Genomic DNA, 12,968 nt, shown 5'->3' on the forward strand with positions numbered 1-12,968 from the left:
GCGCGCGACGTGAACCAGTCGTTGCACTGAGGACGGCCGCGCCAACCAAGCCCCCGATGACCCACGGGTTCATGACACCGCCACGTGCGCGCCCAACCAGTTCTCCAACACCCCAACGCCTCGGCCGCGCCAGAACTGCGTACCAGCCACCCCCACCGCAGGCACGACCGTCACCAGACCGTCACGGCGACGCTGCACAATTCCAATCGCCGACACCGTACGCACGCCAGCCGCATCCCGGACGATGTGAATCACGGCGCGTAGTCCGGCGGCAATGTGGCTGTGCACTGCAGCCCGACGCATCCCGCCAACCATCGCCAGAGCCTCCAGGCGGGCCGGAACATCCTCCGGCGAATTAGCGTGCAGCGTACCCGCACAGCCGTCGTGGCCGACGTTCAGCGCAGCGAGAAGGTCGATGCATTCAGTACCGCGTACCTCACCGATCACGATGCGGTCCGGCCGCATCCGGAGGGCTTCGCGAACCAATTGCCGCACGCTGACGGCACCGGCGCCTTCGGCATTGGCGGGGCGCGCCTGCAGGCGGACAACGTGACGGTGAATTGTTTGGATTTCGGGCACGTCCTCAACGAGGACGACCCGCTCTCTCGGGTGAACCAAACCGAGGAGGCAGCCAAGCAGCGTCGTTTTCCCGCTGCCGGTCGCGCCGCTGACAAGGAAGGAAATCCGGTTCGCCACGAGCGCCTGTAAATACGGCGCAAGGCGCGGATCAATCGTCCGGCTCTCGACGAATTCCGTGAACCGAAACGGGCGACGACTAGGAACCCGAAACGATAGGTGCGTGCTGGTGGAAATCGGTGGGAGAACGGCGTGCATGCGAACCCCGTTCGGTAGCCGGACGTCGACACACGGCGCCGCCTCATCGAGCCGACGTCCAGCGGCGGCTGCCAGCCGGACGGCTAGTCGCCGTACGTCGGCGTCGCAACCGAGGTCGACGTCGACACGCTGCAGACCTGTTCCACGGTCAACCCACACCTCATCTGGTCCATTGACCAACACGTCCGTCACACCAGACGAGGCGAACAGCGGTTCAAGGACGCCGGCTCCGGAGATATCGGCGAACACCGCCTCAGCAGCCGCAAGAACACCCCGGACGCCAAGTGTTGGGGCGGCGCCTTCAGAGACCAGGGCATGGGCGACCTGAGCGCGGGAGATCGGGGCGTGCGCGGCGGCGAGGCGCAGCCGAACGGATCGGGTCAACGCCTCGGTCGCTGTCGGGGTCGATGTGGTCATTGCGCCACGGCCTGCCACCGTGCAGCGAGCGGACCCGGACGCGTGGTCACCACCGCGGCCGCAATCCGCTGCAGGAGATGCGCACAGAGCCGCGCCAGCGCGCCCATGCCGGACGCACCCGGCGCCTCGCCCCGCTGCGCAGCGGCGACGAGCCGGGCTTCGTGTCGAACTTCACCCAGCCACGGAACGCCCAGGAGCCCGGCGATCTCCGGTCCACTCAGAGCGGCAGTCCGGCGTCGGGTGACCACCCAGACGCGACCGCCCAACCGAGGGAGAAAAGCACGGGCCGCCGCGATCCCGCGAACGTCATCAGGCACGACGGCCAGCGTCACCTCAGAGTCGGGAAACGATCGCGGCGGAGCGGGCGCCGCCGCGCTGGCCTGCCCGCATTCATACCGCGGCAGATCGAAGACGAGAAGGTCGTTGCATCGACTCAGCGCTCCGATCACCTGCGGGACGACCGGCTCGCTCATCGCGGTGAACCGCGACGGACTATGGCTCAGCACAACGAGATCGTCAAGCCGCGGCAACTGGTCACGCAACGCGCCCGCGGGCAGCCGTCCCTCGGCGCCCGTGAGATCGGCCCACCGGAGGCCCCGCGCTCCCTCTCCGCCGAAGAGCAGGTCGATGCCACCGCCCCACGGATCGGCATCCACAAGTGCGGTGCGAATGCCATGCCGTCCCGCGACGGTCGCTAATCCGGCGGCCAATGTCGTCGCACCGCACCCACCGACGACCCCGGTAATCGCGACGCTGACCGCGCGCGGGGGTCCTTCGAGGACGTCGGCGAGTTGTTCGCTGAGCCATGGTTCCGCCGTCGGCAACGCCGCGATGTGCTCAGCACCCACAACGACCGCACGCTGCCAGGCATCCATCGCCGGCTCGCCCTGGACGACCAGAACGACCGCCGGCCTACGCGGCAGCGACCGCGCAACCTGATCAGTGACCTGCGCGGCATCCAGGATGATCAATGGAGCGTCCGTCCAGCGGTCCCGCGCGGCCACCAGATCAGGAGCAACATCCAGTTCGGTTCCTGTCGCGGCGGCAATCCGCAGCAGGTCATCGAGGAGTTGCTCAGAGCCGGTAATGACGAGCGGACGGCGGGGCCGCACGTCGAAGGCTTGCTCCGGCACCCACTGAGCCGATGACGGCATCCCACGCGGGCGCTCGTCGCCAATGGGATCAGCTGTGGTGTTCCAGATGGTCACGACGCCCCATTTCGGTGAGATCCGTGATTTCCGCTCTCGCACCTGGAGTCTTTCTGACGTGGATGGCGATCGGCCGCGGATCACACCATGCTGTGGACGGTCTCCATCGCAGTTGTGGACGGCAATGCACGCGCAGAGCCGGGATTGGGGCAGCAGCGGAAACGCGATCGCACAGCAGGGCAGACGCAGGACGCACAGAGACCGGACGGACAGCCGGCACAGAAACGCCAACATCGCCGGCGAAAACGCGCACAAAAGGAGTGGCCCCCGCCGGGGGGGTAGCGGGGGCCACTGCCCGGTACGGCTCTGGGGGGAAGAGCCGCACCCCCAACACGGTAACGCTTCCGGGGATGAACGCAACCCCGGACACGCATCGAATTCCCAGGACCCGGGTGGCGCAACCACAAATCGTCAAGATTTTTGCCGATCGCTCCGGATTCGTCGCAACCTTTCCCCGAATGACCCTTCCGATCAACGCCGGTGGGGAGTACAAACAACGTCAGGAGCTACGCACTCCGCCCGCGGTACCCACGCGGGGCTTGGACCGTCTCAGGCCGTCGCAGGGGCAGCCTCGGGCTCTCCTCGACGTGACGAGTGCACGCTTGGTAACCCGGGCGGAGTGCGAGCTTCATGATTTTTCTGCCGTGGACGCCTGCGCCCATTTCCGCCGATGACGCCTCCGCCCATTTCTGCTGCGGACGCCTCCGCCCAGCCACTCTCCGGTGAGACAGGGCGTCGCGGCCCACCGATCGGACGTGATGATCCCGTTCGCCGACTCGTTTTCTTCCCGTATGTCGGCTTTTCTTCCCGTCTGTAGCCGCCACGTTCTTCCCATATGTCGCCACCGCGCGAAAACCGCGTGCGGATAATTGGCCTAGACCAGTGCCCTCCCCTATCCTGGCGACAGCCGGCCGGCCGTCGGCTCGGCGCCGTCCCGATCACGAAAGGAAGGGTGCAGCCGTGAGCGCGACTTCCCCGACCCTAGCCAACCTGCTGCACGAACAGCGCCGCTTTGATCCACCACCGGAACTCGCCGCGAACGCCATCGCGACGGCGTCCATTTACGAGGAGGCCGCGCGGGACCGGCTGGCGTTCTGGGCCGCGCAGGCCGAGCGGCTCACGTGGGCGACGCCTTGGGAACAGGTGCTCGACTGGAGCGACGCGCCCTTCGCCCGATGGTTCGTGGGCGGTCGGCTGAACGCCGCGGTGAACTGCCTCGACCGGCACGTCGCAGCGGGTTACGGCGGGAAGGTGGCGTTCTACTGGGAGGGCGAACCTGGTGACACCCGGGTCATCACCTACGCCGAGCTCACCGCGATGGTCTGCCAGGCCGCAAACGCGCTCACCGAGCTGGGTGTCACCGCCGGCGACCGGGTCATGATCTACATGCCGATGATCCCGGAGACGGTCGTCGCCATGCTCGCGTGCGCCCGGATCGGGGCGGTGCATTCGGTGGTCTTCGGTGGCTTCTCCGCGGAAGCGCTCGCTGGCAGGACCAATGACGCGCAAGCTCGGCTCATCATCACCGCGGACGGCGGTTTCCGCCGCGGTGCGGCGCATGCCCTCAAACCGGCGGTCGACGACGCGTGCGCGCAGTGTCCGCAAGTGGACAAGGTGCTCGTCGTACGCCGTACGGGTCAGGACATTCCCTGGAATGACGGACGCGATATCTGGTGGCATGACATCGTCGACCGTCAACCGTCCACCCACGAGGCGCAAGCATTCGACGCCGAGCATCCGCTGTACATCATGTACACCAGTGGCACAACGGCCAAGCCAAAGGGAATTCTGCATACCACCGGGGGTTACCTGACCGGCGTGACCGCAACGCACCGCATGGTCTTCGACCTGCACGAGGACACGGATTTGTATTGGTGCGGAGCAGATATCGGTTGGGTCACGGGGCACAGTTACATCGTGTACGGGCCGCTCGCCAACCGGGCGACGTCGTTCATGTACGAAGGCACCCCGGACACGCCGGCGAAAGACCGCTGGTGGCAAATGATTGAGAAATACCGGGTTTCGATCCTCTACACCGCGCCGACCACGATCCGCACGTTCATGAAGTGGGGGGAGGAATGGCCGGCGAAACACGACCTGTCGTCGCTGCGCGTGCTGGGCAGCGTCGGTGAACCCATCAATCCGGAAGCGTGGATCTGGTACCGCACCCATATCGGCGGGAATCGCTGCCCCATCGTCGACACGTGGTGGCAGACGGAGACCGGAAGCATCATGATTACCCCACTGCCGGGCGTCACCTCGACCAAACCGGGCGCGGCGATGCGGGCGTTCCCCGGCATCACCGTGGACGTCGTCGACAACGACGGAAACCCCGTCCCGAACGGCAGCGGCGGCTATCTCGTCATCACCGAACCGTGGCCGTCAATGCTCCGCGGAATCTGGGGCGATCCGCAGCGGTACATCGACACCTACTGGTCGCGGTTTCCCGGCAAATACTTCGCCGGCGACGGCGCGAAACGCGACGAAGACGGCGACATCTGGCTGCTCGGCCGTGTCGATGACGTCATGAATGTCTCGGGCCATCGGATTTCGACGACCGAAGTGGAGCACGCCCTTGTCTCGCACCCGAAAGTCGCCGAGGCCGCCGTGGTCGGCACCCATGACCCCGTGACCGGTCAAGCCATTGTCGCGTTCGTCACGGTTAAGGGATCGGTACCGGCGGACGAGGCGCAGGGAGCTGCTTTTGCCGCGGAGCTGCGGGCGCACGTGGCCAAGGAGATTGGGCCGATCGCGAAGCCGAGGGACATTCTCATCACCGCCGACCTGCCCAAGACCCGGTCCGGCAAAATCATGCGCCGACTGCTCCGGGACATCGCCGACCATCGCGAACTCGGCGACACGACGACACTCCTTGATCCGGGCGTCGTCCAGCAGATCGCAGCACAGCTGGCCGGCAGCGGAAACGAGGAGTAACCGCGCAGCGGCATACCCGCCCGCGTAACCGCGCCAGGGCTCTCGTGACGACCGGTCGTACTGGACGGACGGCGTCACCGGCCGGGAATTCGTCGAGCACGGCTATACTCAGCGCGGGGCGTGCCGGGAAGTCTGGTCGGCGTCCGAAAAATGTCGACCAGGCGGGAGCGTATGCACACCCTCGAGCAGTTCGGCGCGCAAGTGCTCATCTGGGGCGTCGTCGGGTTTGCCGTGCTGCTCAGTCAGCGAATAGCACGGATCCTGCGCATCCCGGCAGCGGTCCTCGTCCTCGTCCTGGCCGCTGCGGTCGGCACGGTGCTCGGCGCGCACCGCCCGCACCTCGCCCTCGTCGTCGACGTCGTGACGGTGGCGCTCGTCGTCATCCTTTTTGACGGCGGGATGCACCTGGGACGCCGGTTTCGCAGCGCCGCGGGACCGATCGTAAGCCTGGGAACGCTCGGCACATTCCTGACCGCGGCGTTCATCGCCCTCGCGGCGCATTTCCTCTTCGGCATCGGCACATCAACCGCCCTGGCCCTCGGCGCAGCGCTGGCTCCGACAGATCCGGCGGTCGTCTTCTCGGTTCTCGCACATCGCGAACTCACCGGCAAGACATCGGCCATCCTGGAGGGGGAGTCGGGGGTTAATGATCCTGCCGGCATTGCTCTGCTGCTGGGGTTCGCCGCATTCGCTACCTCATCTCATGGATCGGCCGGGCAGATCGCAGCAACGTTCGCGGTACAAATGTGCGTGGGCGCTGTTGTCGGCATGCTCGGCGGTTGGCTGCTGCGCGTGGTGCATGCCAGGCCAACGCCGACGACGGTAGCGCCGGAACCGCTGCGGATCCTGGCCGTTGTCCTCACCATCTATGGTCTTGCGGTTGTGTTGCACGGGTCGGGATTTCTCGCCGTCCTGCTCGCCGGCATCGTCTTCGCCGACGAGCCGGAGCGGCCCGGACGCGCGGTACGCCAGTTCCACGGAACGCTCGCACACCTGGGAGAAATCGTCGCGTTCGTCATGCTCGGACTCTCGTTCCGGCTCTCCGACCTCACCGCCGGGCACGCCTGGCTCATCGGCTTGATGCTCACGGCGCTGCTGATTTTCGTGCTCCGGCCGCTCGCCGTGCTGCCGCTGTTGATTCCGGTCCGCCTCACGCGGGGGGAACGCATCTTCATCGGCTGGGCAGGCTTGAAAGGGGCGGTGCCGATCCTCCTCGGCGCGCTCGCCGTCCATGCCGGTGTCCCGGATTCGACCCGCCTGTACGCCGTCGTCTTCGTGGTCGTCGCCCTGTCTGTCTGCGTGCAGGGAGCGACACTCTCCACGGTGGCGGAACGGCTCGGCGTTGCCACCCGACCGGCACCCGCTGACTGACGACGACGCCGGCCGCGGATACCTCAATCAGCTGCGCAGCGAAAACCGATGGCCGGTCAGCCAGCTCAGCACCCGCAATGCGTCGGCCGGTGTCCACGTCGCGTCGGCAGTATTGGTGAGATTTGCCCGCCCTTCGTCGTTGAGAAAATTCCGCTCCCCTGCGGTGAGCGGCGCGCCCGTGCCAACCGGCGGTCCCTGAATGACAAATCGCTCGTGCAACGACCCATCGAGAAAGACCAGCACATCCTGATGGGTGACGTCGTAGGTGAGGGGCTGTCCAGTCATCCAGTCAATACCGGGAGGTTGCTCCTCGGGAGCCTTGGCGTAATAGGCGCCGAAAAACTTCCACAGAGCGGCGATGTGCTGCGGCGTTGCTGTCCATAACTGCCAATTGGCGGACAGACCGGCGAAACTCCGGTACGCGTGCAACCGTTGGGGCGTATCTCGCTGCGGATCGACGGTGATACCGAGAAAAACGATTTTGTGATTGTGCTCCACCGACCCGGCGACTCGATTGAGTTGAGACATCGTAATAGGACAGACTTCTTGGCACAGGGTAAGAAAGTCGGTGAGCACGACCGCGCGCCCGCGCAACGCGGCAAGGCTTGTCGGCCTGCCGTTGTCGTCAACGAGCGGCAAATTGACGATTTCCGGCGGCAGCGGCCGGTCGAGCATGGTGCCGAGCGATGCCGGCGGTGGCGACGGTGGGGAGGAGTGCGAAACTCCGATCAGCGCTGCGACGACCGCGAGAACGCCGACCATCGCACCGCCGATCCACCACCGGCGCTTGTTGCGGCGCGTTGCAGCAGTCGTGGTCTGCGCGTGCGTGTGGGTATCGGTCACGACGAGCCTCCGGTAGTTGTCGAGTGCTGCTCACCGCGCGAATCGTGTTCCTCCATCGCATGGAGACGGGCGAGGTAGGCGTTGTACGCCGCAAGCTGCTGATCGACGTCCGTATCGGTACCGGCACCATCGCGGGTGTTTTCCGCGGGCGGTTGTACCCCAACCCCTGATGCAGCACCGAGCGCAGCGAACCGCGCCGCCCGCAATGATTCCAGCCAGCGGCCCATGTCCATCCTGCCGCGGCCGGCAAGAACCGCGACAAAGGCGGCGAACATGATGACGAGCATGATCCCATCGCCGCCGATCCACATGACGGCGCCACCCGCATGCAGATCGTCCAGCAGAGACGGCCCCCAGTCCCGGCGTCCGATGTACGCCGGAAATGGTTCGTAGCTGGTCTGGAGCAGCACGACGCCGGTGAAGGTGTCAACCGGCATTGCGAGAAACAGCAGGAAGAGGCGCAACGGGAATGTCAACCGCCAACGGATCGGTTCGCGGCCGAGGAGGGGCAGGAAGTACAGATAGCCGGCGGCGAGATACCACACGTGCTCCAGGTCATGCACGGTTGAATTCGTCAGCACGAGATTCATGAACGACGTGAGATGCGTCACGACCACCGTGACGGTGTAGGCCGATACGCCAACCAGGGGATGGGTCACCCATTGAATCGGCCGGGAGCGCAGCAGGCGTACCGCCCAGCGGTGGACGGGATTCCGGCTCGCGTGCAGCAGGAGCGTGAGCGGTTCGCCGAGAATGAGCAGCGGCGGAGCGACCATCAAGAGCAACAGGTGCTGCCACATGTGCACCCAGAACAGCACGTCGTCGTACGCCGCAAGCCCGCTCTCCGTTGCCACCGCGATGACCGCAAGCCCAGCAAAGAATGCCCCGGTGCGTGCAATCGGCCACGGACGTGACGGATGGCGTCGGCGTACCAGGACGATTCCCAACAGATACGCCGCGGCCGCGGCCGCCAACCCGGCCGTCACCACCGGGGCGAACTGCCAATCGGTGAGCAAGCGATGCGTCGTCAGCGGGGGTGGGACGTCGTGCTCGTGCGCCACCGGGCGTATCGCCGCCGTCGCAATAAGCGAGTGAATACCGATCACCGCCAAGCCGCACCGCCTCGAGCAACGACATCGGCTTCCACCCTATGCAGCCGGAACGCGCGAACGAGAGGGCGGGCTGGAGGGTAGTGGGCAGCGGTCCTGCGGCGGACGCGGCCGCGGACACCACCGGCCCGGCAGATCACCGCAACCTCGGTCCCGGCGCAACCGCAGCCCGCCGGCGCCGGCCGCTACGGTGATTCCATGCACGGCGATTGGCTCGACCTCCTCCTGCTCGTCCTCATCGCCGGCGCGGCCTTCGATGGGTACCGAGCCGGGTTCGTCGTCGGCGTGCTGTCCTTCGTCGGCTTGGTCGGCGGCGGCGTCGCCGGCGCATTCCTCGCCCCGGTTCTCGCCCGTCATTTCTCCGGAAATGCGCGCGCCATTGCCGGCGTCATCACGGTTTTTGTCCTGGCATCCATTGGTCGAGCTCTCGCCGGTGCGCTGGGGGCATTTTTGCGGGACCGCGTCCGCGGGCAATCCGGACGGGTCGTCGACGCGATAGCCGGGGCAATCGTCTCCGTCATCGCGGTTCTGCTCGTCGCATGGTTCATCGGAAGTTCGCTCGTACGATCACCGTTCCCTGCCGTCGCCCGCGCGGTGAACAATTCCCGGATCCTCGCCGCGGTTGACCGAGAAATGCCGCCGGCCGTGGCAGCGTGGTTCGCCAACTTTCGCCGCGTTGTCGTGGACGGCGCGTTGCCCCGGGTCTTCAGCGCACTCGGGGCTGAGCGAATCATTCCGGTCGCGCCTCCGGATCCGGCAATTCTGAGCGACCCGGATGTGCGCCGCGCAGAAGCGAGCGTGGTGAAAATCACCGGAATCGCCCGCGCCTGTTCCCGGGATGTCGAGGGAAGCGGCTTCGTCTTCGCACCCGGCCGGGTGATGACCAATGCGCACGTCGTCGCCGGCGTGACCCACCCCGTCGTGCACCTCGCCACGTCCGACGCCCGTTACGCCGCAGTCGTGGTGTATTACGACCCACGTGTCGACGTCGCCGTGTTGCGGGTCGACGGTCTCACCGCGCCGCCACTGCAATTCGACCAGACACAGGCGGAGACCGGGGATTCCGCGGCCATCGCCGGTTTCCCGGAGAACGGGCCGTACACCGTCGTTCCGGCCCGAATCCGCGGCGCTGAATTCGCCCGCGGGCCGGACATCTACCAGTCGACACAAGTGACCCGCGAAGTTTACGCAATCCGCGGTGACGTGGAGCCGGGCAATTCCGGCGGCCCGCTTCTCGACCCGGCGGGCCGCGTGGACGGCGTCATCTTTGGGAAAGCGGTCAACGATCCGCAGACGGGTTACGCGCTCACGGCCGCGCAAGTCGCCGCTGCGGCGCGCGCCGGCGTCACGGCGACGCAGCCGGTCTCCACCCAGGGATGCGATTAGCGTTCCTGCTCATCGCGTGAAGACCCGTCGCCTCCGGCGCTGCCGGCGTTACCGGGCACCGTTGCCGACGTCCGTGCCGGCATTGCCGATGCCAGCACTGCCGTTGCCAGCGGAAACCGACGTCGTCGACGGTTGCGCTGTCCGGCCGAGAAGGCGAATGCCCGGAAGCTCACCGTCGCCGTCGTCGAGACGCGCACAATATTCCCGCACGTGGCGCACGACCTCATCGGTGTCGACACCATAGGTGGGTCCCGCGTATCGGCTGAGCCGTTCGACGGCCCGGCCGAGCAGCGCACGCGCGCCAATTCGGTTACCCCGCAGCGCGTGGGTGACGCCGACGGCCAGCTGCGCCAAGCCCTGCCAGAAATCCCGCTCACCCGGCGGCCCCTGTTTCCATGCCGCTTCAAAAACCTCATGGGCATGAAACGGCAGCCCTTCGTCGAGATAACGCTGTCCGAGTTCGACCGCCGCCTCGCCAAAGACCACGAGGTCGTCCGGCACGCGCGGCACCGCACTCTCAGCGTCCCGCGGCAACGGCCGGCCAAGGATGTCGCGAGGGCGGGCGTTCCGCGGCCGACCGTCCGCGTCCCTGTCCCGCGACATCGGGCTCATCCCGTCACCGGCTCCGGTCCAACTCGTCCAACCAGTGCAGGATTTCTTGGCCAACGAGCTTGGGTTTCTCCTCGGGCAGCAGATGCCCGGCGTCGGCGATCACGCGCCACGAATATGCGCCGTCGACATACCGCCCGGAACCAGCCGCCGTCCGAGGCAGCACGAACGGATCAGCACCGCCGTGGAGCTGCAGGGTCGGCGCCTGAATCCGCGACCGCCGGAGCAATCGCGCGAACCGCAGCCCGTCAGCACGGAATTGCGATCGCATCCACCAGCGGAAATACTCCAACGCCGAGTGGGCGACGTGCGGAATTTGCATGTGCGCCCGGTAGCGACGCAGTGCGTCATCGTCCCGCCAGCCACCTGCACTCCACGCGGTCAACAGCGTGGCGACCGCCTCGGCATCCCGGCGTACCAGCGCCCGCTCCGGCCACCAGGGCAGCTGGTAGGTGAAGAGCGGCGCACTGGCCCGCAACTGGCCACCGGGATCGGTGACGAGCGCGGTCCGGGCGCGAAGGGGATGCGCCGCGCCGAGGACGACCAGTCCGCGCACCAGCGCCGGATACAGCGCCGCCGTCGTCCAGGCGGCGAATCCTCCCCAGTCGTGCCCGATGAGGACGGCGTCCCGGGCGCCCAGGGCGCGGATCATGCCGGCGACGTCACCCGCAAGGGTGAATGCGTCGTACCCACGCGGGGGCTTGTCACTGCCGCCGTAGCCCCGCAGATCAGGTGCGACGCACCGGTACCCCGCGCTCGCGACGTCCTGCAGCAGATGCCGCATGCTCCACCAGAACTGCGGAAAACCGTGCAGCAGAAGGACAAGCGGCCCGTCGCCGAGCTCGGCTGCGTGGAACCGCATGCCGTTGGCGGTGATGTCCCGGTGTCCCCACGGCCCCTCGGCAAACACGACGGCATGGTCCGGGATGGGCATGCGCCCAGCGTGCCACAGACCCGGGCCGGGAGCCTATGCCCGGTCGGCGGACGCCGGCAGATCCCGGACGTCGTCCACCGGCCACGGCACTGCCCACCCGCCGGCCGTGAGCAGCCAGTCCAATAGCCGGGCGGTGAAGCCCCAGATGAAGAATCCCCCGCCTGCGGTCCCCCGGAGGTCGAACGCCGGACCGGACCCGCCATTGGGGTATCGCACCTGGTACCGATGCGCCGGATCGGCCAGCCACCGCAGCGGCACCCGCGCAACCGCGACCACCTCGGCCGGGTCCACCGGCCGCACCGCGGACGGTCGTGCCCACCACGCAAGGACCGGAACGACGTCGAAGCCCGACACGACCAGCGAACGTGGCGCGAGCACCCGCAGGACGCGAACACCGTCCGGGTCGAAGCCGGTCTCTTCGGCCGCCTCACGAAGCGCGGTGGCAATCGGACCGTCGTCGGACGGCTCGCGCGCCCCGCCGGGGAATGCGACCTGGCCGGGATGGTGCCGGGACGCCGGACTCCGCTCGATCAGCAGCACGTCCGGACCGTGCGGCCCGGTGCCGAGAAGGATGAGCACCGCACTTGCGCGACCGCCGGAACTCGGCGGTGCGGCCTCGTCCGGCGCGGTGAGCAGCGGGGCAAGCCAATCCGGTGCATCCGCCTGTCGACGCACATCGGCGCGGCCCCCGGCGGACGGTGCCGTCATGACAGCGGGAGGCCGAGGTAGCGGGCTACGTCGCGTTCCAGATCCCCGCGGTGCAGCTCCCCGATATGTCGTCCCGCGATAGAACCATCGGCGGCGACGTACAGCGTGACGGGGATACCGGTCAGCGCCAGGCGATTCACCAGCGTCCCGGTCGCGTCGAAGACCGACGGATAGTGCAGCCCGAGCCCTGCGGCCAGAGAAAGCGCGTCGTTGGGCGTGTCGGGAAACGCGCCGTCGACAACGCCGAGCACCCCGACCCGGCTGCCGTGCGCCGCGAAGAACCGTTGCAGCAGCGGACCTTCGGCTCGGCACGGCGTGCAATGCGAGGACCAAATGTTCACAACGAGGGGCCCGCGGAGACGGGCGAGGTTGACGGCAGGTCCAGTGCCCAGACAGGGCAGGGTCAGATCCGGCAATCCGTTCGGCGCAGCCGATCCAGTCGCCGACGGACACCGGTCGAGATCAGCCTGCTGAACGAGCGCCACGCTCGGTTTGGGCACGGAACTGCCGGTCGCCGTCACCCGGTTGATCGCGAAAGCAACCGCAACCAGCAGCGCGACGACCGCTGCCCCCGTCCACACCCGCCGCCGCGACATCCCACCCATCCCGAGCCGT

10 protein-coding genes and 1 pseudogene are annotated in these 12,968 nt (G+C 67.3%); 3 read left to right on the forward strand and 8 right to left on the reverse strand.

Annotated features, from left to right (window positions below):
- Positions 1 to 69 precede the first annotated feature (69 nt).
- Both ACEL_RS10230 and ssd read right to left on the reverse strand, forming a co-directional pair.
- Positions 70 to 1,251, reverse strand: coding sequence for a TadA family conjugal transfer-associated ATPase (locus ACEL_RS10230; RefSeq protein WP_011720817.1), 1,182 nt, complete (start codon positions 1,249 to 1,251; stop codon positions 70 to 72).
- Positions 1,248 to 2,459 (reverse strand): septum site-determining protein Ssd, encoded by a 1,212-nt coding sequence (gene ssd / locus ACEL_RS10235; protein ID WP_011720818.1) that lies wholly within the window; start codon positions 2,457 to 2,459, stop codon positions 1,248 to 1,250. The genes ACEL_RS10230 and ssd overlap by 4 nt, the downstream gene beginning before the upstream one ends.
- Positions 2,460 to 3,419: 960 nt before the next feature.
- Between ssd and acs the strand changes: the two genes are divergently transcribed.
- Together acs and ACEL_RS10250 are read left to right on the forward strand one after the other, a co-directional pair.
- Positions 3,420 to 5,393: an acetate--CoA ligase gene (acs, locus tag ACEL_RS10245; RefSeq protein WP_011720819.1), complete on the forward strand. Its 1,974-nt coding sequence runs from the start codon at positions 3,420 to 3,422 to the stop codon at positions 5,391 to 5,393.
- Between the two features lie 171 nt (positions 5,394 to 5,564).
- A complete protein-coding gene (locus tag ACEL_RS10250; RefSeq protein WP_049751511.1) occupies positions 5,565 to 6,764 on the forward strand; it encodes a cation:proton antiporter domain-containing protein in 1,200 nt (399 codons plus the stop codon).
- A 27-nt stretch (positions 6,765 to 6,791) separates the two neighbouring features.
- Here the strand turns inward: ACEL_RS10250 and ACEL_RS11715 are convergent, their stop codons facing one another.
- Both ACEL_RS11715 and ACEL_RS11720 read right to left on the reverse strand, forming a co-directional pair.
- Positions 6,792 to 7,607 (reverse strand): SCO family protein, encoded by an 816-nt coding sequence (locus ACEL_RS11715; protein ID WP_011720821.1) that lies wholly within the window; start codon positions 7,605 to 7,607, stop codon positions 6,792 to 6,794.
- Positions 7,604 to 8,713 (reverse strand): cytochrome c oxidase assembly protein, encoded by a 1,110-nt coding sequence (locus tag ACEL_RS11720; RefSeq protein ID WP_049751512.1) that lies wholly within the window; start codon positions 8,711 to 8,713, stop codon positions 7,604 to 7,606. Before ACEL_RS11720 ends, ACEL_RS11715 begins: the two co-directional genes overlap by 4 nt.
- Positions 8,714 to 8,914: 201 nt before the next feature.
- Between ACEL_RS11720 and ACEL_RS10265 the strand changes: the two genes are divergently transcribed.
- On the forward strand, positions 8,915 to 10,102 hold the full coding sequence (locus tag ACEL_RS10265; RefSeq protein WP_011720823.1) for a MarP family serine protease: 1,188 nt from the start codon (positions 8,915 to 8,917) through the stop codon (positions 10,100 to 10,102).
- Positions 10,103 to 10,327: 225 nt separating this feature from the next.
- Here ACEL_RS10265 and ACEL_RS12990 read toward each other — a convergent pair.
- The 4 genes and pseudogenes from ACEL_RS12990 to ACEL_RS10285 form a co-directional block, all read right to left on the reverse strand.
- Positions 10,328 to 10,714: pseudogene (locus ACEL_RS12990) on the reverse strand (DUF309 domain-containing protein); the annotation flags it as partial.
- 4 nt (positions 10,715 to 10,718) lie between these two features.
- Positions 10,719 to 11,645, reverse strand: a complete 927-nt coding sequence (locus ACEL_RS10275) for an alpha/beta fold hydrolase (RefSeq protein ID WP_011720825.1) — start codon at positions 11,643 to 11,645, stop codon at positions 10,719 to 10,721.
- A gap of 33 nt (positions 11,646 to 11,678) precedes the next feature.
- Positions 11,679 to 12,353, reverse strand: coding sequence for an NUDIX hydrolase (locus ACEL_RS10280; protein ID WP_148204613.1), 675 nt, complete (start codon positions 12,351 to 12,353; stop codon positions 11,679 to 11,681).
- Positions 12,350 to 12,949 (reverse strand): TlpA family protein disulfide reductase, encoded by a 600-nt coding sequence (locus tag ACEL_RS10285; RefSeq protein ID WP_011720827.1) that lies wholly within the window; start codon positions 12,947 to 12,949, stop codon positions 12,350 to 12,352. The genes ACEL_RS10280 and ACEL_RS10285 overlap by 4 nt, the downstream gene beginning before the upstream one ends.
- Between the last annotated feature and the right edge of the window lie 19 nt (positions 12,950 to 12,968).

It is taken from the genome of Acidothermus cellulolyticus 11B (genome assembly GCF_000015025.1).
Taxonomy (GTDB): domain Bacteria; phylum Actinomycetota; class Actinomycetes; order Acidothermales; family Acidothermaceae; genus Acidothermus; species Acidothermus cellulolyticus.